The organism is Streptococcus sp. Marseille-Q8145 (assembly GCF_965112035.1).
Genome location: NZ_CBCOPQ010000005.1, coordinates 76,912 through 97,638, shown reverse-complemented (window position 1 = coordinate 97,638; position 20,727 = coordinate 76,912). Strand labels below are relative to the sequence as shown.

Below are 20,727 nucleotides of genomic sequence, written 5' to 3'. Positions count from 1 at the left end.
CTTTATTTCACACTCCTTAGGATATAATAGCCTTTGTCCTTCTTGAGAGTCTCGCAGTTGCCAAACACTTCTTCCATCTTGGTTTTAGCGCTGGGAGCTCCTTGTTTCTTTTGGATAACAATCGTCAAATCCCCATCCGCTAGCAAGTGAGCATAGCTACCTGAAATAACTTCATGCACCACCTGCTTACCGGCCCGAATCGGTGGATTGCTGATAATATGATGGAATTGTCCGGTCACATGTTCGTAAACATTGGACTGGAAAATATCTGCAGATACTTGGTTCGCATCCGCGTTTTTTCTAGCCAAATCGAGCGCCCGCTGATTGATATCCACGAGAGTGACTTCCAGCTCTTGCGCTTTAGCCAGAGTCAAGCCCAGCGTTCCATAACCGCAGCCGACATCCAGCAGCGTTTCTTTTTTATTAAATTCCAAGGCAGACAACAACACTCGACTGCCGTAATCGATCATTTTTTTGCTAAAGACACCAGCATCCGTTAAAAAGGTCATCTGTTGTCCTAATAGTTCCACTTTTAATTCATGAATGTCATGTTTGGCATCCGGATTTTCTGCAAAATACATTTTAGTCATAAAACCATTTTATCATAAATTTTCTAGATTTGTAAATCGTTTTCATTTCTCCAAAAGTATGTTATACTAAAATCCATCATATAGGAGTAACTTATGACAAACGAATTTCTTCATTTTGAAAAAATCAGCCGCCAAACTTGGCAGAATCTGCATCGAAAGAAAAATCCACCGCTCACTGAGTCCGAACTCAATTCTATCAAGAGTTTCAATGACAAAATCAGCCTGCAGGATGTAACGGATGTCTATCTGCCTCTGACCAATCTCATTCAAATTTACAAACGTTCCAAAGAGGATCTCGCCTTTTCAAAAGGTATTTTTCTGCAAAAAGAAAGTAAAAGACAACCTTTTATTATCGGAGTTTCTGGTAGTGTTGCCGTTGGAAAATCAACCATTAGTCGTCTGCTGCAAATCCTTCTATCACGAACTTTCACAAATGCAACCGTTGAATTGGTGACGACCGATGGCTTCCTCTATCCTAACCAAACCTTGATTGAATCAGGCATTTTAAATCGCAAGGGTTTCCCTGAAAGCTATAATATGGAACTTTTACTGGATTTCTTAGACCGCATCAAAAATGGTCAAAACTATAAAATTCCTGTTTACTCGCACGAAATCTATGATATTGTCCCAAATGAAAAACAGGAAATTAAGGCAGCTGACTTTGTCATCGTAGAAGGCATCAACGTCTTCCAAAATCCGCAAAACGAACGCCTTTATATGACTGACTTTTTCGACTTCTCCATCTATGTAGATGCCGAAGTCGAAAATATCGAGTCTTGGTATCTGGATCGTTTTAAAAAATTACTGGCACTAGCCAAGCACGACACGAATAACTACTACCATCGCTTTACGACCCAGCCTGAAGAAGAAGTCATGGCGCTGGCCCATAATATCTGGGAAACAATCAATCTGGTGAACCTATTAGACTATATTGAGCCAACACGTAACAGGGCTGAAGTGATTTTGCACAAGGCTAAAAATCATGAAATTGACGAAATCTATCTAAAAAAATAATTTAGGCTTGTCAAATCACAACTTTTCATATATAATTAGATAGTTAGTATTTTCAATGGAGGTGAATAACTTGGCAAACATTAAGTCAGCTATCAAACGCGCTGAATTGAACGTTAAACAAAACGAAAAAAACTCAGCTCAAAAATCAGCTATGCGTACTGCAATCAAAGCATTTGAAGCAAACCCGTCTGAAGAACTTTTCCGTGCTGCTAGCTCAGCTATCGATAAAGCAGAAACTAAAGGTTTGATCCACAAAAACAAAGCAAGCCGCGATAAAGCACGTCTTTCAGCTAAACTTGCTAAATAATGCATCGCGCATACAAAGGAGCTCCACGGAGCTTTTTTTGTTGCTCACTGTAATTAGGAGAATGTATATGAAGATTGCTATCATCGGCTACTCCGGCTCTGGCAAGTCAACCTTAGCCCAGCAGTTAGGCCACTTTCACCATATTCCTGTGCTTCATCTGGACACGATTCGGTTTGAAGAAGGCTGGCAGACTCGTAGTCAAGACCAAGTCAAGGCTGATTTAGCGGATTTCCTCAAGCGAGAACAATCCTGGGTCATCGATGGCAACTACTCCTTCGCCTGCTTTGAGGAAAGGATGGCTCAGGCTGATCAGATTATCTTTATGAACTTTTCTCGCTGGAACTGCCTCTATCGCGCCTTCAAACGCTACCTCAAATACCGAAATCAGGTACGAGAGAGTATGGCTTCTGGCTGTACTGAAAGACTGGATTGGGAATTCATCCGCTGGATCCTTTGGGATGGCAGGACAAGAGAGACTAAAAATCTCTATCAAAAGGTTCGTCAGACCTATCCTGAGAAATTTATCGAATTGCAGAATCAAAAGCAATTATCAGACTATGTAAAAGAATCTGGGACAAAAGTCTAACCTTAAATATAAAAAGCGAACAAAACGGAGTTATCTGACACTCAGAATTCTGTCTTGTTCACTTTTTTGTCTAATCTATCAATTTTAAAAATTTATAATAAAGAATCACTAAAATCAAAATCTTTTTGTCCCAGCCTCGTTCAGTCTTATTTGTCAAGAAAAATCAGAAGTATTCATCGATGAGGTAAAAAGGTGAAATTCCAACTTACAAAATTGTAAGAAAAATGAGAGAAATGTAAGCTAAAGAAATGGAAAGAAGAAACTCTTTCTTGTATCATAGGAAAGGAAAAAGGAGTATCCTATGAAAAAAATGATTGACAATAGCAGTTTGAAACTGCTTGCTATGCTTGCAATGCTGATTGACCATATCGCCTGGGTATCTTTTCCACTGGCTACCAATATGAATATTCTCTCTCCTAACTGGCTGGCCAATAGTATGCACATAATAGGCCGCCTGGCTTTTCCAGTCTTTGCCTTTTGTATTGCAGAAGGCTATCGGCACAGTCATGATGTGAGCAAGTACATGAGACGATTAGGGCTGCTGGCTCTTATCAGTATCATCCCTTTCTCTCTGATGGGCTGGGTTACTGGTCTTGGCTTTATCATGCAAAATACGGTTGTTACTCTCTTTTTGGGGCTCTGTGCTCTTTATTACAGTGATCAGCAAACAGCAACCTGGAGAAAAGTTCTAATTATTCTACTCTGTTTTACTCTGTCCATTATCGCTGACGGCGGACTGACGGGAGGAGTTTTTGGTATCTATGCCTTTGCAAAGATTAAAGACCCAATCTTCCGAAAAATTGGCGGTGTCTTGGTACTGAACAGTGTGCAAATCCTAATTTTGGCCTTCAATTTCTCCTATGATGGTCTGGCTGATCTGGCTGCCACCTGTCTTCTGTTTCTCCTCGTGACCTCTTTCTACAACGGTCAAAAAGGGGCAAATATTGGAAAAGTATTTTACTGGTTTTATCCCCTTCATTTGCTCGCCCTGTCTCTGTTTCGAATTGCCTTTCTCTTATTTCTAATGTAGTTAATGAATGTATTAAAAGTTGCAGTAGAATACCTGTTAAGTTAATTTTTCTTTTGGTAAGTCTAAATAATAGAGTAAAAGAGTCTGGGACAATAGTCTCTTTGCTACAAAAAAGAGTTTGGGACAAAAATATTTCAATTTTTAAAAATCTTAATTATTAAGCCCTTCAAATCTATAATTAAATGCGAAAAGCGAACAAAGTAGAATTCTGATTACCAGAAAACTAGTTTTGTTCGCTTTTTATATTTGAAGCCAGACTTTTGTCCCAGCCTCCTTTTCTTATTCTTCTTTTACAAAAACCAATTCTTTATCATCTGAAAGATCCGCTCGATAGGCAAAACCTGCAAAAGAGAGCTCTTTGATTTGGTCAAGATGATCGACTTGGGTTTCCATCAAAGCAGTCAAAAATTGCCCACGCGCCTTTTTAGAAATAGTAGAATGACTTTTGAGTTTGCCAGCCTTTTCTTCTAAAAATTTAAAACGAAGCATCTTCTCTCTGATCGATTTTTCAAAAACATCCTCAAATTCACTGGACAAGAGAGAAAGCAGCATATCTTCGTCCGCTACTGCTTTTGTATACTCTTCCCGCCAAAATTTTTTCAGCGTTTGACCATTGGGCTTTAGCCCCACCAAAAAATCCAACCGATGAGGGGCAATCGGACTCAGGGCAGGAATGACCCCATATAGACTAGAAGTTAACAGCAAATGCTCTTGAATGTAGGAGCTTTCCTCTTGTGTCCAATCTTTTCGCTTGATATTGCGATACATGAGCCCGTCAAATAAGTGCAAGGCTGGATAAGTCTCCGCTTCATTCTTGCTCAGATTTTCAATTCGCTGGTATTCTATTTCAGCCATCTGCGGACTGATTTTGTATAATTTTTCCAGCTCCTTGGCTGAAAATTGTAATAACTCTTCTATTATGATTTTGCTTTTGGGCGTCAACTGGGAGCGACCCAGCGAGCTCTGTTCTTCATTCATTTCTTTAGCAGTCGGAATTAAAATCTTCATATTTTCCCTTTCTCATCTTGGATTCAGAGTCCATTTTCCTGTTTTCCTTACTCATGATTATAGCAAATTTTGGACTAATTGGATTTATTCTTGACTTTAATTTTCAAAAATGATATTATCTAGTTATCGAAACTAGATATTAGAAAGTTTGAAATTTGGAAACGAAAAATCTGTTCCCGAGATGGGATGAATTACCTGTTCTTGACCTGTATCTGGACCAAGTCCTGCTCTACGTCAACAAGGTCTGTACGCCAGCTTTTACTGCATCCGACAAAGGCTTGACGGCATCCATGATCAATAATTATGTCAAGCATGCCTACCTTGAAAAACCTCTAAAGAAAAAATACAATCGGCAGCAAGTTGCCCGCTTGATTGCCATTACAAGCTTGAAAACTGTTTTTTCTATTCAAGATATTGCTGCTACTTTAGATATGCTCAATGCTGAGACCCAGTCTGAAGAGCTCTACAATGATTTTGTGGATTATATGAACGGACGGAAGCTTGAAGTGACTCCGATCATTGCCAGTGCTTGTCAGACCTTAAAACTCTACCAGCAGACCCTTGCTTTTATCCAAGTACCCGAAAAGGAGGCCGATAACGATGAACTACGCGCTTAAACTCAGTAAACAACTCTCTTTTGGAGAGGAAATTGCCAATGCTGTTACCCATGCCGTCGGAGCTGTTTTGATGCTGATTCTCCTTCCGATTTCTGCTGTTTACAGCTATGAAGAGCATGGCATGGTTTCTGCTGTTGGCACTTCTATCTTTGTCATAAGCCTTTTCCTCATGTTTCTCTCTTCTACCATTTACCACTCTATGTCCTATGGCTCTACCCACAAATACATCCTACGGATTATTGACCACTCCATGATTTATATCGCTATCGCGGGCAGCTATACGCCAGTCGTCCTTTCACTCATGAATGACTGGCGGGGCTATCTGATTATCGCGATTCAGTGGGGCACGACCATCTTTGGCATTCTCTACAAAATCTTTGCCAAAAAGGTCAATGAGAAATTTAGTCTGGCCCTCTATCTAATTATGGGTTGGCTGGTTATCTTTATCATCCCGCAAATTATCGGACAAACTGGACCAGTGTTTTGGGGACTCATGCTAGCAGGCGGTCTTTGCTACACAGTCGGCGCTGGTTTTTATGCCAAAAAGAAGCCCTACTTCCACATGATTTGGCACCTCTTCATCCTAGCCGCTTCTGCTCTCCAATACCTAGCAATTGTCTATTTCATGTAAAACTGCTTTTCAAAGCAGTTTTTTTCTATAGCATAATGCAGCTCTTCAACCAAGCCTACAGCAGATCTACACTAAGACCTCTCAAACGCAGCAACTTTGAAAATAATATAAATTTAAGCTTTCTCTGCTAAGATAAAGATAGAAAAGATGATCTCTGGCATTTAAATCTGCCAGTTATGGAAGGGAAATGAATGACTATTTTATCAAAAATCCGCCCATCACAGCCTCTGAAAGAACTGAAATGGTTCGATATTCTTGTGATTACTCTGCTCATGTTTGGTCAGTTCATCTACACATCAACCGAACTTTATCTAGCTAGCTTTGCAACAACAGCGACGACAGCAGCAACTGAAACAGTCAGCAATACAGCTAGCGAAGGCGCAGCATTCTCAAGCAATTTCAATCTTCAGCTCCTGATGCTGGTCTTGACCATTCTTTACCTATTGTTTCGGCGCTTTGACTTTAAGCAGCTTCCCATCCGTCTGAGCTGGTCGGTTCTCCTCTGGACTCCTCTTATTTTTGTAGTGGTAGGGTTCTTTGGTGACATTGTGACGACACTAAGCGGCGAGTATAATTACTTTGATCCAACTCTCTGGTCCTATATAGATTTGCTAGAAATCTTCCGGAAATTTGCTGATCTGACACCTATGGCCATACTCTACGGACTGTTCAATGGCTTCTATGAAGAATTCTTCTTTCTGGGTCTTATGACCTCGGTCAAGGATAAGCATAAGTGGTGGGCACTGGCCTACTCTACCATCATTCGGATTTCTTTCCATACTTATCAAGGAATGCTCTGGGCCTTGGTTATCGGAGTGGTCTATGGTCTCTTCTACTATTTTCTTTACAAGTACAAGGTCAAGAACCTCCTGCCTTTCTTTCTCATGCACGCCTTGGCGGATATGTTTGGCTCCAGCTTAATGTATGTCTTGATTAACTGGCGTTCTTAAAAGGATAAAAATCAGCTGACATACAGTTTATATCGGAAAACTATAAAATAAATCGCAACTAAAAAGCTTAGAAACAAGGTATCAAGTAACCTCGCTGCTAAGCTTTTTATTATGGTCAATTAGCAATTGAAACTAGCAATTTCGCTATCAAGTTTTTTCATATAATAGCGATAGATCAGATAAGAAACAAGTCCACAAATCAAAATCAGCAGAACTGAAAGGAGATAGAGAACTGCGAGAGTCAGGAAGTATGAAATCGCATAGAGAACGCCAATCACGATCATCACTCCAATGGTAAAGGCTAGTGCCAATAGGGTCTTACCCATACTGTTATCTCGACTCATCAGCTCGTTGACATTGGACCAGTTGGTCACCAGATGCTTATAATCCCGATGATAGCCCCAAGCACTCCAAGCTAGACTGGCCATAAACCAAACCAGCAGCATAACGAGAAACGTCACCAAATGAACATGAAAGATAAGACTAGTCACCAAAAGAAGAATCACTGGTAGAATGGACTGAATAGCAAAGAGATACCAAAATTTGAGACGAACGTATTTTTTGAGCTCAAAGGGCAAAACCTTCAGATAATCAAAATTTTCCCGCTCCAAGGATAAACCTATAGAGGTCAGATTATTCCCACCCGAATTGAGGGTAGCGATAAACATAGATAGGAAGCTAAGCGGAAGTAAAAATCGCGGAATCAAGAACGGGCTAACATCTAGATCTGCTTTGACTGCCCCCATGGCCATACTAAAAATGATAATGTAAGGAATCAGTGCCGACATAAAGAGAGCCTGCAAGATGACCGAACCTTCACTCAGCAGCCGAATGTGATAGCGCCAGACGAACTTCTTAAAATTCTTGGCCTCGTCCATATTGATATCGTGCACTCGCTCACGTTTTCCACTTGCTGCTCCTGTCATCAAGGCTGCTTCATAAAATTCTGGTATGACCTTGAACTTAACCACCAAGAAGAGCAGAGCCGCCACGGCAAGCCAAGCTAGAATTCCTAAAATTGCAGACAAGCTAAAAGGATTGATGATAAAGTCGTAAAAGGCTACAACGGGCGGGAAATAAGGTGTGGCTATTGTATTATTGGCGATACTACGACTGTTCATTTGATTGATAAAGATATAGAGTCCTACCGAACCAAGGGAAACCAGCCCTAGAATCACATTGGATAGAATAGTCTTATACTTTCTAAAGAAAGCTGTCTTGGTGATAAAGTGCACCAAAATCAAAATGATAAAGGTTATAACCGAGCTTAAAATGACAATCGAAATCAAGGCCATAGGCAGACCGACTAAAGGATTTCCGCCTTGAAGACCTAGCACGATGAAATAGCTATACATGGGCAGAATCGCAATCAAGAGAGTCAGGACAACAGAGATGCTCTTTCCGACAATGATTTCTGATTCACTAAAGGCATAGGGCCGATAGGACTGCAAATCCTTGCTTTCATAAAAGACATTATAGAAAACCAAGAAGCCCTGTGACATGGAAAATATAGCAAATACGGAGACCATATTGGCAAAGAGGCCCGGATTTCCTACCATGTGATTGAAGGCACTCATGATACCAAAGAAGAACAGGTAGACCAACCCCAAAATCAAGTACATTCGAATAGCCTGCAGGGAGACATTGACTTTTACCTCTGGATTTTTTTCCTGCTTCTTGCGGTATTGCTGCAACTGCGAAGCTTGGATAGCATAGAGAATATTGATATCAACTAATTTTTTAATCGCTTTAAGGCGCATCTGAACTCACCTCTTCTCTTCGGCCAGCCAGACCTAGATAGATGGTTTCGAGGGACTGGTCTGGATGCTGGGCTTTCAAGTCTTCAACCGTTCCGTAGAATATCAGCTCTCCTTTTTTGAGAATGGCAATCTTGTCGCATAGCTGCTCAGCCACTTCTAACACGTGGGTTGAAAACAGAACTGTATTTCCCTTGTTAGCATGCTCACGCATCATCTGCTTGAGATCAAAAGCTGCCTGAGGATCCAAGCCCGTCAAGGGCTCATCCAAGACCCAGATATCTGGATCGGACAAAAGGGCACCAATGACAAAGACCTTCTGCCGCATACCATGTGAAAACGACTCAATTACTTCATAACGATGGCTAGCAAAGTCAAAAATAGCCAGCAGTTCACCCAAACGAGCCTCTACTTCTGCCGTAGTCATATCGTAGGAAGTCGCCACTAGCTCCCAGAATTCATTGGCTGTCAGGCGCAAGAAAAGATCAGGAGAATCAGCTACATAGCCGATTTTTTTCTTGATTTCTAGACGATTACTGGATAGCTCTTTGCCGTCCACAAAAATTTGTCCCTGCGTCGGATTGATGACGCTGACCAGGGATTTAATGGTCGTTGACTTACCCGCTCCATTGTGACCGATCAGACCGACAATCTCACCGCTTTCCAAGGTCAGATTCAGATGGTTAAGCGCCAGCTTGCCATCATAGTCTTTTGTAACATCTCTAAATTCAATCATGAGAATCTCCTTTGCTATGTTTTGAGGTTATTATACTATCCTAAAAGTCATTTGTCTAGAAACTAGCGAAAAAGTTCGGATTTTGCTTTAAAACAAGGAAGAACCATCCTTTAAACCTTGAAAGATTGAGCATTCTCCAGCAGATAGAGCAAGAAATTGGGAATGGTTTCTAGCATATCCTGCTCATAGACACGCTCAGTCAGCTGATGCAAGTCCTTGCCCCATGGACCGAGATTGATGCCGGGGATATGATTGGCCGCAATTTCTGGGAAATCCAGATGATAGAGATTCTCAGGTACAGGCATACTGGCAATCAGGTCTTGGTATTCAGCGGCAGGCTTCTCTAAGGCACAGTAACTAAGGTCACAAATTCCCATGAAAAATTCGTCCACTTGGAGCTGACAACCAGCTTCCTTGTCCAGATAATCTCGATAAAGTTGAACGACCTTGTCAATCCTAATCGGACTATCTGACAGACGGCGACAATTCATGGATGGATAGTAAGGCGGCGCGATCGCTAAGACAACCAAAGCTTCCTTACGGTCATAAAAATCTAAAACTTTCTGGATATTTTGAATGCTGATTTCTTGATAGGAGGCACCCTCTTGCAAGGCTTGTTGCGCTTCCTCATAAATTTGCTGCAAAGTGTCTTCAAAATCGACTTTTTCTTGGCATTCTTGCAGTAATTCCTGATAGGTCAGCACGCGCGGTTTCGGTACAAGCTTGCTTTCTTGATAGACTTTCTGAAGCTGACAATAGTTTTGATAAAAGTCCTCCACTGCTTCCTGACTGAGATTCTTTATGGCCGCTAGCAATTCACTTGGACTCTTTTCTAAATAAAGGACGCTGAAATAGCCTGCTGCACGCAGTACAGTTGACACATCGTAATTTTCCTTCAAATCGCGCAGATAAGACCATGATGGCAGAGGCGAGCGTTCGCCGTAGGCCATGTCGGATAGAGCCGGATTGAGGTCAATTTTTTCAGCAACCTTGGCCAGCAAGGATAGCGCATTGATCCCCTTGAGTGGCTCTTTCATGTGAGAAAGGATACCCTGAGTCACGACAACTGGCATCAACTTGCCGACTGTTCCTACATGAAGTACCTTTTCCTCCGCTGACTGGCTCTCAAAAGGCTCAGAATCCACCGCCAGAAGGTAATGAAGCTGGAAACGCTCCTTCAATTCAGCAAGCAAGGCTGTTGCTGCCCGCATGCCTTGGGAATAGGATTCCTCATCTCCGACCGACAGATAGAGCAAATTGACCTGGCCAGACTGTATCTGACTGTATCTTTCCACCACTCCCAGCTGCAAGGCCAGAGCCGCTTTCATGTCGCAAGAGCCCCGACCGAACCGCCACTTGTCCGACGCAATATCCGCTAAAAGATCTGAATCTGAAGAAATGGAGGGTAATTTTTCTTTCAGGGACTGATTATCAAAAGCCCAGTCTTTGAGACTGCCAAAGTCCTCAATGTCCACCGTATCATGATGATGAAAAAGAATCACGGTGTCAGCTGTATCTCGCTTGACCAGAGCCCAGTTGACACTGCGGTTATAAAAATCATTTGGAATCTGATAGCAGCCAAACTGTTCTGGATGCTCCTGAAAATAAGGAATCTCCCCTATCCGTTCCTGAAGAAAGGCTTCAATCTTCCGCTCAGAACTAGTATGGGTAAAACTTTCAATCGCCATACTTTGATCAAAAATATCTTGAATATACTGTTTCATTCTTTCTACCTCTATATTGCTGGCATTGCTGACTTGTAAGCCAAGGCCAGCTGAAAGACGATAAGGCAAAAGCAGCCAATCTTTACCTAGTCAGGAATGTTTGGCTGCTTTTTTCTTGTAATGACTAACGACGAGAATATTTCTTAACGAGGCCAGACATGCCGAATGTGCTGACAAAAAGCACCAAGCCTAGATAGAACATTCCTTTTTCTGAATGGCTACCAGTTTTTGGCAAGGAAGCTGCGGCTTGTTGAGCTTGTAGAACAACTGCCTGCTCCACTTGAGACGCTTCTGGTTGACTAGCCAATTGTTGCACCTGAGGCACCACTTTCTGACTGCCTAATTGCTGCACATGGTCAGTCGTTCCTTGCTGCTCTTCTTTACGTCCAACCCTCGAATTGACTGACGGAGCTTCTTCTTGTGGCTCCTGTCTATCAAAGATATATTCTGGGACTTCTCTGATTTCTGGTGCAACTAGTTTTTCCCCAAGAATTTCAGGTAAGTTAGCATATTCCGTATCAAGGGCACTTGCTACATAATCAGCTTTTTGAGAACGACTCGCTTCCACAGTTGGTACTAGCGCACTAATAGAATCCGTCTTGAAAGTCACCTCATACTGACGCTTAATTGTCAGGTCGCTAGGGTCATAAGTATTGAAGACCAGAGCCAGCTTGTGGCCTTTTTTCACCGTGTAAAGATTCGGCTGCAAATACATGGTATAATCATGGAATTGGCCGACTTTTGGCTTAATGCTCTTTTCTGAACTAGACGGTGTATAGCCTGATTCTGGATTGGCTAAGTTTAGCCAGCCCTTAGCAATGACCTTGTATTTGGTTTTGGTTGTCGCAAAGTTTTTAACATCCAGATTGCTGAGATTGCTGCCCATCCAGAAGTCACCAGCCTTGCTGTCATCACTAGCAGCACCATTTCCAACAACATCAAACTCTTCGTCTGATACATCTACCAAGAGCGCATTGACCTGCAGATTTCTGCCACTGCCCTTAGCTAAAGCTGCCTTGAAGTGAACTGGGATATGACCTTTGATAGTTGTGTCTTCTTTGACTTCTGTCATAAAGGTCATGTTGGCCTTAGAAGAAGCTTGACTGACTGCCTCATCTCGCTTGCCAGTGTCAATCCCAGCAGCCGCATAGTCACTGGAGATGGTCTCTTCGAGACGTTTGGACTTAGCTGTCAAAATCAAACGATTGGTGCTTTGCCAATTATCATAGCTCGTCCATTTATTTGGATCGTAGTTATTTTGTGCCAAGACAGCAGGAAGCTTGCTAACATCGTTCTTGACATCGTAAAGATAATGAGAGAACCAAATATTGAGCAAGTCGTAGAAATCTTGATTGTTGGCCTTGATACCATAACCTCGAGAGATAGCTGCAGGATGGACATGGTCTCCTTGGTGGAGATAGAGTTTTACATTTTGTCCCGCTTTTTTCAAGACATCATACATAAGCTCGAACTGTTTTGTTTTGACGTTGTCATCATTTAAGCCATGTACCAGCAGGGCGCTAGTCTTTATCTTTCCTGAATTTAGGGTATAATCGCGTTCCCGCCAAACTTGGCTATAATTGCGACCGTGAGCTTTTTGGTCCTTGTTTAGCTGATTGATGTAGTCAGCATACTTGTTCCAGATTGAGGCCCAATCGTCTTGGTCGAGCATCCGAGTAGAAACGTAGAGTGACAGCCAAGACAGATCACTGTATGGCGGATTGCTGTAAGCTGTTCCTTGACTATTGAAATAATCATACCAGCTAGCAATTCCTGCGGCTGGAACGATGGTTCTAAGGCCTTCTACACCCGTTGTTGCCACACCGAAAGTTGTCGTACCGGCCCAAGATAGGCCAGTCATGCCGACTTTGCCATTGGCCCAGTCAGCCTTGATTTCAATATTGCTAGTTCTGTCTGTGTAGGCTGTCCGTTTACCATTGACCCATTCAACAATATTTTTAAAGGCTTCTACTTCCAAATCAGATCCAGTTGTATTGAAGCCTTCTGAACCCTTAGTACCCAGACCAGCACTGGAAACAAAGGCATAGCCGCGCACTAGGAAGTAATCATACCAGTTCAAATTCTCGTAATCATAAATCCCTTCATAAGGGCTATAATAGTACCAATCTGACGCTTTGGCCTTCTTTGCCGCATCAATACTGCTCATGCTAGAAACCGGTTGGCGCTTAGCGGGCTTATTGTGCAAACTCTTCATATCATAAGAACCGTTTGTCGGCAGATTGAGGCTTTCTAAGGTTACATAGTTTTCATCCAAAGTCCCCGCGACGTAAGGACGGGCTTCTAAAATCGTCGAAGCCTTAAAATCACCTTGAGCTACTGCTTTCGGAAGTTGTACGATAGCCTTGACGAGGTCACGCTTTCCGTCTCCATCCGTATCATGATCCGTCTCAACATAGACAGGAAAACGGACGATGTCGCTTTTCTCATACGAATAGTCCTTATCTTCCTTAGCCCCACTGCTGTATGGGAAAATTGGCTGTGCCCGACCATTCAAAAAGAGCGGTGCTTTCTTTTCAGCACGATAGGCATCATGCAGGCGCTTGGCAACTGCATACATAGTCTTCAGATTGCTTCCCTGTACACTGGCTGTCAAATCAGCCTCTTTGTCAATCATTCCCATGCTCTTGGCTAGATTCACCCTATCTTGAGCACTGGTGCCTAGCTGAGATTCATTGACGGCTGCCCATTTCAGTAGCTCATCGACTGCTTCTTGTAGGGTCAATTCCTTATCAGCCAAGGCTGGATTTGAAAGGCTCCCCGTATAAGCAGACAGGTCTTGGCCTTTGGCAGTAGCAGGCACAGCAGAAGGCACTAAGCTAGCATCTTGAGCCAAAGCTAAAGGTGGCGACTCCAATGATGAAGCAGACTTTTCAGAGTCCACAACTGATTTTTCAGCAGTGACCGATTCCTCTTCTTGCTTTTCTGGTCTTTCAGTAGCCGACGATTCCTTGCTTTCAACCTCTAAAACTGCTGGTTGCTGGACTGAAGACACCGGTTCAGACGGCTTTGCGACAGCTTCTGTTTGAAGAATTTCCTTGCTTTCGACATTCGCCTGACTCGCCTCATCGGCTTGAACAACCCGGCCTAGGGCCAAAGGTGCAAATAACGAGACTGATAAGAGTAACCTCACTAGTCCTCTCTTTTTCATAAAGAACCCCTTTCTTTTTATAAAGTTTATTACTTGTCCATTATACTATGTAAGCGTTTTAAATTCAATGCTAGTTTTGGCTTATCATCAAAAAATATAAAATTAACTTGTATAAACGTTTGTATCATCATTCTTCTTTTGGTAAAATAGACCCATCCCAAGAATGTGAGGTATCTCGTATGGAAAATCAAACATTAATGCAATATTTTGAATGGTACTTACCAAATGATGGCCAACATTGGAATCGCTTGGCGGAGGATGCTCCTCGTCTAGCATCAAAAGGCATCCGCAAGGTTTGGATGCCACCAGCTTTCAAAGCAACAGGCTCAAATGATGTCGGCTATGGAGTTTATGATCTCTTCGACTTAGGTGAGTTTGACCAAAAAGGAACCGTCCGCACCAAATATGGTTTTAAGGAAGACTACCTAAAAGCTATCCAAACTCTCAAAGCCAATGGCATTGAACCCATGGCTGACGTAGTCCTCAATCACAAGGCAGCTGCGGACTACAAGGAGCGTTTTACTGTCGTTGAAGTGGATCCCAACGACCGAAACATAGAAATCTCAAAGCCATTTGAAATAGAAGCGTGGATGCATTTTACTTTCCCAGGCCGCAATAAAACCTACAATGACTTTGAATGGCATTGGTACCATTTTACCGGTACGGACTATGACGCCAAAAACAACAAGTCAGGCATTTTCCTTATCCAAGGAGACAATAAAGGCTGGGCGGATGATGAGCTTGTGGACAATGAAAACGGCAACTATGACTACCTCATGTATGCTGATATTGACTTCAAGCATCCAGAGGTTATTCAAAACCTCTACGACTGGGTTTACTGGTTTATCGAAACAACAGGCGTTCAAGGATTTCGTTTAGATGCTGTCAAGCACATTGACTCCTTCTTTATGAGAAATTTTATCCGCGATATAACTGCAAAATACGGTGAGGATTTCTATGTTTTTGGAGAATTTTGGAACAGCGATGAGACGGCTAATAACGACTATCTAAAAAATATCGAATACCGCTTTGATCTTGTTGACGTCAAGCTCCACCATAATTTCTTTGACGCTAGCATAGCTGGGGCAGACTTTGACCTACGGACGATTTTTGATCAGACTCTTGTCAAAAATCATCCTGAATCAGCCGTGACCTTCGTGGACAATCACGACACCCAGCGAGGACAAGCTCTGGAGTCCACTGTCGAAGAATGGTTCAAGCCAGCAGCCTATGCTCTTATCCTACTTCGAGAGGAGGGACTGCCTTGCGTCTTTTACGGCGACTACTATGGTATTAGTGGGGAGTTTGCCCAAGAGAGCTTCCAAGACGTACTGGACAAGCTCTTGGATATTCGTCTCAACCTAGCTTACGGTGAGCAGACTGACTACTTTGACGATAGCAACTGTATCGGATGGACTCGCCAAGGCAAGGACGATGGTCAGCCAATCGCTGTTATTGTCAGCAATGATCAAGCCAGCAGCAAACGTATGCTGGTCGGGCCAGAATGGGCTGGTAGAGAATTCAGCGATTATCTGGGCAAGAGCTCTCAAATCGTGACCATTGACCAAGAAGGCTGGGGAGAATTTCCAGTGGAGGAAAAGTCAGTCAGTGTCTGGAGTGTCGAATAATCTGTATATTCAAAAAGGAGAGGGAATCTTTCCCTCTCCTTTTTCTAGTATTTCAAGCTCCTATAAAACTTGCTATTTTAGAAACTTCTTTATTTTTTCCGCCAACTCATCACTGGCATAATCATGCACATAATGAGGGCAGTCTAGTAGAATTAGCTCTGTCTGTGAATGCGCTGCTGCAAAATCCTTCTGGAAGCTCTGCCATTCTCCCTGACTATAGCCAGTCCCTTGGCCATTTGAAGCAAAGAGCAGGATCGGTCGTTCAGGAAGCTTTTCCTTCGAAACTAGCTCAGCATTTTGCTTGACCTGGGTGACCTCTTCATAAACAGCATTTGACAATGGACGACGATAAAAGAGAGCCTTGTATACCTGCTTTTCTTCTGCTGTCAAATTGCCAAACGCAAGAGCGGGAACCTGCTTGTCAGCATCATAAAATACCCGGCTTAAACCTAAATTAGCAGCCATTTGTAAGCCTTTATAAGCCAAAGGATAGAGCTTCAAATCAGTGTAAGAACTCGGCAAAGCCATATCCAGTCCGATAATGCCTTGGACTTCTTCTGGATATTTTGTAGCCCAATGAAGCGCTTCTAGCCCAGCCATAGAGTGAGCCACCAAAGTATGTGGGCCAGTTATTTCAGCCTTTCTTAAAGCCTGCCTCGTCTGGGCAAGTACCGTGTCAATATCTCTACTATCTCCTTGAATGTCATCGCTAAAACCATAGCCCAAGCGTTCGACCACAACTATGCGATAATCTTTTTCCAATCTTGAATAGAGGGTTCTAAAGTCAAGAATGGGAGATGTTGTGCCACCGCCCGCCAAAAAAACCAGCGTCTGCTCTCCCTGACCACTTACATAGACATTCATTTTCTTGCCATCTACTTGAACCAGCCGACCTGAGGGATTATCAAGCAATTTCTGCTCTTTAGTCAGGCAGATTTGATGATAAGTAAAGATTAAGACCAGAGCGCTGATGATTGTAAAAAGCAAACACAGAAAGAATTTCTTCAAATACCTGAACACCATAACTTTCCAAATATCTTTAAGCATCTACGAAGACTTAACCAATTGAACAAGAACAGCCATTCTGCTTCCCACAGGATACTCAGATTCTGCCTTTTATTCAAAGCTAAATGTCCTACTCTTACTCCACCAAGGCACTTCTCAGATAAGCATCCACCATACGCTCTGTCGCGACAACCGAGTCAATATGGGTACGCTCGTAAGAGTGGCTGGATTCGATGCCAGCGCCTAGCAGGGCGTGCTTGACTTCTGCTCCCGCACTCATGGCAGCAGAGGCGTCTGATCCGTAAAATGGATAGATGTCCAGTTTGTAAGGAATGTGCTGATCCTTAGCCAAATTCACCAAATGCTGGCGGAAAGCATAGTGATAAGGTCCCGAAGCATCCTTGACACAGATGGAAACCGTGTATTCATCTGTCTGCTGATCGTCACCCATAGCGCCCATATCAACCGCCAAATATTCTACTGCTTGCTCAGGCAGGCTTGAATTAGCTCCATGACCAACCTCTTCAAAGACACTGAAAGCAAAATGAGTCGTCACCGGTAGCTGAATATTTTCCTCTTTATAAACGCGCAGAAGATTGAGCAAAATAGCTGCGCTGACCTTGTCGTCGAGAAAGCGGGACTTGATGAAGCCAGACTCAGTAACCGTGGTACGAGGATCAAAGGAAATAAAATCTCCTACTTCGATTCCTAAATCACGCGTTTCTTTCTTACTCGTCACCTTTTCGTCCAAACGGACTTCCATATTGTCCTGAGTTCGCTCCACCGTCCCAGCATCCTTGTAGACATGGCAGGATGTCTGGTGAACTAAGATTGTACCGCTGATAGTCTTGCCACTGCTGGCCACATGGACTAGACAGTTTTCTCCTTCAATCATGTTCCAAGGAAAACCGCCAATCCGATCCAGCTTGAGGCGACCGTCAGACTTAATAGCACGCACAATAGCCCCCAGTGTATCCACATGGGCCGTCACGATCCGATGTTGGGCATCATTTGCTCCCTTAACCACGACATGGACGCCGCCTTTATTGGTCCGAACAGGCTCATAGCCCAAGCCTTCTAGTGTCTTCACCAGATAGTCCGCAACCTCAGCCGTAAAGCCTGTTGGGGAAGGGATAGCCATTAATTCTTGTAAATATTGAACAGTTTGATTCATCATAACTCCTTTAGATCATTTATACTGTCAATTATAGCATAAATCCGCTGCCAAATATCGTCCTGACTGGCTCTTTTCTCCTGATTTTAGATTGATTTAGCAAAGTCCTCGATGAAATTGGAAAATCTATACAAAAATCCTCTTCTCCAAGCATATATCAATCTCGGAGAAGAGGATTGCTTTATTTTCGTCTAAAATAGGGAGAAGACTGCTACTGCAAGGACAGCACCAATGATTGGTCCGACAACTGGAATCCAAGCATAGCTCCAATCGCCATTTCCTTTGTTTGGAATCGGAAGGAAACTGTGCATGATGCGAGGTCCTAAGTCACGCGCAGGATTGAGGGCATAACCAGTCGTTCCACCAAGTGAAAGACCAATCCCAACAATGAGTGTTCCGACAGCAAAAGTGCCAATGCCTGCTTGCAGCTTATAAAGCCCTAGAGCGAAGATAGTCAGCACAAGGACAAAAGTTCCAAGAATTTCGCTAATCAGGTTCGAGAAGGTGTCTTTGATAGCTGGTCCAGTGCTGAATGTCCCAAGAATATTAGCTGGATTTTCTTCAGCCAGATAGTGAGGCTTGAACTGCAGGAAGACGAGGAACTGTCCGACCATAGCACCTGCAAACTGAGCGAGGATATAAGGAAGAACAGATGCCCAAGGCAAATCACCTTTGAGAGCTACTCCGATAGTTAGGGCAGGATTCAGATGGGCTGGGCCAAGGTTGCCAGATACAAAAGCAGCGATGGCAACGGCAATCCCCCATCCCATGGTGATCACAATCCAACCAGAGTTGTGACTCTTAGTTTTGGGAAGCACCACGCCTGCAACGACGCCATTCCCCAAAAGGAGCAAGAGCAGGGTCCCTAAAAATTCACCAAATATTTCTTTCATCATCTATATTACTCCATTTAAAAGAAGGGGTGGTTAGACAGGAGAACTGATCCGCCACCTCTTCTTCTATTTTCTATTTTTTCAATTCTGCTAAATCATTATTTGCAAGGGCAGCTTCTAAGTCATTTCGATAAGCTGCTTTTTCTTCTTCTGTCCAGTCGTAGAATCGTCCCATTTCATCCAGAACAGGCTCTACAATAACATCTAAGCTATCCCGCATAAAGAGCATGTGATTTGTCCGGCGAAGCAAAAAGTCAACTGGGCTGAGTGCTAATTCATTACGCATAGCATAATGCAGTGACAAGGTATCAGCTAGGCTGAGACCTGGTGCTTGTTCGATGCTGTGTGCGAGGGCAAAGACTTTAGGAGCATTCGAACCGTAAAGGTTTGCAAGATAGAAGGCTTCTTTGCTGTCTAAGCCGCGTGAGACACCAAGTTGAGCAAAAGCTTCGATTTCGGAATCCACATTTGCTGGATTGAGCTCTCCTCCTGAAACAGGGTAGGTCTTAGAGTTGATGAGCTTGAAGCTGCGGTCGAATTCTGCTTTGAGGATGTCAACCACGCGCTCCATAGCGCCTTCCGCCATCTTACGATAGTCTGTGATTTTACCGCCAGCAAGGGTCAAGAGACCATTGTTATCACGATCCAAACTAGAGCCACGAGACACTGCAGATGGATCCAAGTGTTTTTCAGATGTACTGCTTTCAAGCTTAGTAACAGCCGCTTCGACATCCTCACGAGATTTTTCTTTAGCCAGATAGCTCTCAACGGTCGCAATCAGCGCATTGAAACTTTCGTCGCTAATGGTACCATTGTTTCCACCATTGTAGTCAGAAGCACTGTTGCCTGCGATGAGAGGACGCAGACCTGCCCAGCTGCTTTCGATATCGTCAATCGTGATGTTTGCTTCTGGGAAGCGATTATTGACAATGCCCAAGAGGTAATCCACATCTTCTTGTGTTACTTTTGGATGCTCTAGGTCGCCAGTGTAGTCAGTGTCAGTCGTACCAAAGTAGGTTTTATTTTCACGTGGAAGAACAAAGACCATCCGGCCATCTCCCAAGCCTGTGTCAAAGTAGACTGGCTGCGAAACCTTGATCTTGCTAGAGTCAACTACCAAGTGAACACCCTTGGTTGGACGCATTTGTGAGTATTGCTCCCCATTATTTGACAGATTGCGCACCTTATCGCTCCAAGGTCCAGTTGTGTTGATGACCAAGCGAGCTTTGATTTCAAAGACTTCATCCGTCAAGAGGTCACGCGCAACAACGCCTGTAATCTTTCCAGATTCATCAAAGAGGAAGCCTTCTGCCTTTACATGGTTGACAATCAGGGCACCGTCTTGGTTGGCGCGTTTGATATTTTCAATCACGAGGCGAGCGTCGTTGTTGCGGAAGTCAAGATAGACACCGCCGCCGACCAGGCCTTCCTTCTTAAGTTCAGGTTCCCGTTCTAAGACTTCTTCCTTGCTCAAGACCTTGTTTGCTGCAGGAGTGTTGTTGACACCAGCCAAGAGGTCGTAGAGGTCCATAGCTACTTTGAGACGGAAGAGGCTGAATGTCGCTCCATCCTCATCGTAAACTGGCAAGAGCATTGGATCTGGTTTTGGAATATGGGGGGCAATTTGCTGAACCACAGCACGCTCCGAAACTGTATCTGAGACCACCTCTACGTCGAATTGCTTAAGGTAACGAAGGCCTCCGTGGACCAATTTAGTAGAACGGCTAGAAGTCCCTTCAGCAAAGTCCTGCATTTCAATCAGACCGGTCTCCAGGCCACTGGCTGCTGCTTGCAAGGCTACACCAGCACCCGTAATCCCACCACCAATAATCAGGAGGTCCAAGGTGCGTTCCTGCATCTTTTTAATCGATAATTCACGTGTTTTCTTTGAAAATTCCATAATTACAC

General features: G+C 43.4%; 18 protein-coding genes. 8 read left to right on the top strand and 10 right to left on the bottom strand.

The genetic code is table 11. The features are described 5' to 3' along the window. Positions 1-2 precede the first annotated feature (2 nt). On the bottom strand, positions 3-590 hold the full coding sequence (locus ACWPVL_RS10300; protein ID WP_454388749.1) for a class I SAM-dependent methyltransferase: 588 nt from the start codon (positions 588-590) through the stop codon (positions 3-5). Between the two features lie 93 nt (positions 591-683). Here ACWPVL_RS10300 and coaA point away from each other — a divergent pair, with 93 nt between their 5' ends. The 4 genes from coaA (at position 684) to ACWPVL_RS10280 (ending at position 3,527) form a co-directional block, all read left to right on the top strand. After that, positions 684-1,604, top strand: coding sequence for a type I pantothenate kinase (gene coaA / locus ACWPVL_RS10295; protein WP_454388747.1), 921 nt, complete (start codon positions 684-686; stop codon positions 1,602-1,604). Between the two features lie 70 nt (positions 1,605-1,674). Then, positions 1,675-1,911, top strand: a complete 237-nt coding sequence (rpsT, locus tag ACWPVL_RS10290) for a 30S ribosomal protein S20 (RefSeq protein ID WP_001274000.1) — start codon at positions 1,675-1,677, stop codon at positions 1,909-1,911. Between the two features lie 67 nt (positions 1,912-1,978). Further along, complete coding sequence (locus ACWPVL_RS10285; protein WP_454388745.1) at positions 1,979-2,497, top strand: DNA topology modulation protein; 519 nt, start codon at positions 1,979-1,981, stop codon at positions 2,495-2,497. A 301-nt stretch (positions 2,498-2,798) separates the two neighbouring features. Next, a complete protein-coding gene (locus ACWPVL_RS10280) occupies positions 2,799-3,527 on the top strand; it encodes a TraX family protein (RefSeq protein WP_125404504.1) in 729 nt (242 codons plus the stop codon). Positions 3,528-3,806: 279 nt separating this feature from the next. Here the strand turns inward: ACWPVL_RS10280 and yaaA are convergent, their stop codons facing one another. Further along, positions 3,807-4,535, bottom strand: a complete 729-nt coding sequence (gene yaaA, locus ACWPVL_RS10275) for a peroxide stress protein YaaA (RefSeq protein ID WP_454388743.1) — start codon at positions 4,533-4,535, stop codon at positions 3,807-3,809. 155 nt (positions 4,536-4,690) lie between these two features. On the opposite strand from yaaA, the gene ACWPVL_RS10270 reads away from it, so the two are divergent. From ACWPVL_RS10270 to ACWPVL_RS10260, 3 genes are all read left to right on the top strand, one after another. Beyond that, complete coding sequence (locus ACWPVL_RS10270; RefSeq protein WP_179856147.1) at positions 4,691-5,152, top strand: DUF1836 domain-containing protein; 462 nt, start codon at positions 4,691-4,693, stop codon at positions 5,150-5,152. Further along, entirely contained in the window at positions 5,136-5,783 is a 648-nt protein-coding gene (gene trhA, locus ACWPVL_RS10265; RefSeq protein ID WP_062005232.1) for a PAQR family membrane homeostasis protein TrhA, read from the top strand. The genes ACWPVL_RS10270 and trhA overlap by 17 nt, the downstream gene beginning before the upstream one ends. A 191-nt stretch (positions 5,784-5,974) precedes the next feature. After that, entirely contained in the window at positions 5,975-6,733 is a 759-nt protein-coding gene (locus tag ACWPVL_RS10260) for a CPBP family intramembrane glutamic endopeptidase (RefSeq protein ID WP_454388740.1), read from the top strand. A gap of 119 nt (positions 6,734-6,852) precedes the next feature. On the opposite strand, the gene ACWPVL_RS10255 is transcribed toward ACWPVL_RS10260, so the two are convergent. The 4 genes from ACWPVL_RS10255 to ACWPVL_RS10240 form a co-directional block, all read right to left on the bottom strand. Beyond that, positions 6,853-8,493 (bottom strand): hypothetical protein, encoded by a 1,641-nt coding sequence (locus ACWPVL_RS10255; RefSeq protein ID WP_454388736.1) that lies wholly within the window; start codon positions 8,491-8,493, stop codon positions 6,853-6,855. Next, on the bottom strand, positions 8,483-9,226 hold the full coding sequence (locus tag ACWPVL_RS10250; RefSeq protein WP_045497015.1) for an ABC transporter ATP-binding protein: 744 nt from the start codon (positions 9,224-9,226) through the stop codon (positions 8,483-8,485). The genes ACWPVL_RS10255 and ACWPVL_RS10250 overlap by 11 nt, the downstream gene beginning before the upstream one ends. Positions 9,227-9,336: 110 nt before the next feature. After that, a complete protein-coding gene (locus tag ACWPVL_RS10245) occupies positions 9,337-10,950 on the bottom strand; it encodes a M20/M25/M40 family metallo-hydrolase (protein WP_454388734.1) in 1,614 nt (537 codons plus the stop codon). Positions 10,951-11,074: 124 nt separating this feature from the next. Next, entirely contained in the window at positions 11,075-14,119 is a 3,045-nt protein-coding gene (locus ACWPVL_RS10240; RefSeq protein ID WP_454388732.1) for a CocE/NonD family hydrolase, read from the bottom strand. 179 nt (positions 14,120-14,298) lie between these two features. Here ACWPVL_RS10240 and ACWPVL_RS10235 point away from each other — a divergent pair, with 179 nt between their 5' ends. Beyond that, positions 14,299-15,747, top strand: a complete 1,449-nt coding sequence (locus ACWPVL_RS10235; RefSeq protein WP_454388730.1) for an alpha-amylase — start codon at positions 14,299-14,301, stop codon at positions 15,745-15,747. A gap of 72 nt (positions 15,748-15,819) precedes the next feature. On the opposite strand, the gene ACWPVL_RS10230 is transcribed toward ACWPVL_RS10235, so the two are convergent. The 4 genes from ACWPVL_RS10230 to glpO all read right to left on the bottom strand — a co-directional run bounded on the left by ACWPVL_RS10230 (position 15,820) and on the right by glpO (position 20,719). Continuing rightward, entirely contained in the window at positions 15,820-16,734 is a 915-nt protein-coding gene (locus tag ACWPVL_RS10230; RefSeq protein ID WP_454388728.1) for an alpha/beta fold hydrolase, read from the bottom strand. 154 nt (positions 16,735-16,888) lie between these two features. Then, positions 16,889-17,926 carry a M42 family metallopeptidase gene (locus tag ACWPVL_RS10225; protein WP_454389022.1) on the bottom strand — a complete coding sequence of 346 codons (1,038 nt, stop codon included), beginning with the start codon at positions 17,924-17,926 and terminating at the stop codon, positions 16,889-16,891. A gap of 191 nt (positions 17,927-18,117) precedes the next feature. After that, positions 18,118-18,822, bottom strand: coding sequence for an MIP/aquaporin family protein (locus ACWPVL_RS10220; RefSeq protein WP_454388726.1), 705 nt, complete (start codon positions 18,820-18,822; stop codon positions 18,118-18,120). Positions 18,823-18,892: 70 nt separating this feature from the next. After that, complete coding sequence (gene glpO, locus ACWPVL_RS10215) at positions 18,893-20,719, bottom strand: type 1 glycerol-3-phosphate oxidase (protein ID WP_454388724.1); 1,827 nt, start codon at positions 20,717-20,719, stop codon at positions 18,893-18,895. Positions 20,720-20,727: the final 8 nt, after the last annotated feature.

Excerpts from the sequence above, each read along its gene's own strand:
- ACWPVL_RS10300 (WP_454388749.1), bottom strand. The coding sequence starts at position 590 with ATGACTAAAATGTATTTTGCAGAAAATCCGGATGCCAAACATGACATT.
- coaA (WP_454388747.1), top strand. The coding sequence starts at position 684 with ATGACAAACGAATTTCTTCATTTTGAAAAAATCAGCCGCCAAACTTGG.
- ACWPVL_RS10285 (WP_454388745.1), top strand. The coding sequence starts at position 1,979 with ATGAAGATTGCTATCATCGGCTACTCCGGCTCTGGCAAGTCAACCTTA.
- ACWPVL_RS10280 (WP_125404504.1), top strand. The coding sequence starts at position 2,799 with ATGAAAAAAATGATTGACAATAGCAGTTTGAAACTGCTTGCTATGCTT.
- yaaA (WP_454388743.1), bottom strand. The coding sequence starts at position 4,535 with ATGAAGATTTTAATTCCGACTGCTAAAGAAATGAATGAAGAACAGAGC.
- trhA (WP_062005232.1), top strand. The coding sequence starts at position 5,136 with ATGAACTACGCGCTTAAACTCAGTAAACAACTCTCTTTTGGAGAGGAA.
- ACWPVL_RS10260 (WP_454388740.1), top strand. The coding sequence starts at position 5,975 with ATGACTATTTTATCAAAAATCCGCCCATCACAGCCTCTGAAAGAACTG.
- ACWPVL_RS10255 (WP_454388736.1), bottom strand. The coding sequence starts at position 8,493 with ATGCGCCTTAAAGCGATTAAAAAATTAGTTGATATCAATATTCTCTAT.
- ACWPVL_RS10250 (WP_045497015.1), bottom strand. The coding sequence starts at position 9,226 with ATGATTGAATTTAGAGATGTTACAAAAGACTATGATGGCAAGCTGGCG.
- ACWPVL_RS10245 (WP_454388734.1), bottom strand. The coding sequence starts at position 10,950 with ATGAAACAGTATATTCAAGATATTTTTGATCAAAGTATGGCGATTGAA.
- ACWPVL_RS10240 (WP_454388732.1), bottom strand. The coding sequence starts at position 14,119 with ATGAAAAAGAGAGGACTAGTGAGGTTACTCTTATCAGTCTCGTTATTT.
- ACWPVL_RS10235 (WP_454388730.1), top strand. The coding sequence starts at position 14,299 with ATGGAAAATCAAACATTAATGCAATATTTTGAATGGTACTTACCAAAT.
- ACWPVL_RS10225 (WP_454389022.1), bottom strand. The coding sequence starts at position 17,926 with ATGAATCAAACTGTTCAATATTTACAAGAATTAATGGCTATCCCTTCC.
- ACWPVL_RS10220 (WP_454388726.1), bottom strand. The coding sequence starts at position 18,822 with ATGATGAAAGAAATATTTGGTGAATTTTTAGGGACCCTGCTCTTGCTC.
- glpO (WP_454388724.1), bottom strand. The coding sequence starts at position 20,719 with ATGGAATTTTCAAAGAAAACACGTGAATTATCGATTAAAAAGATGCAG.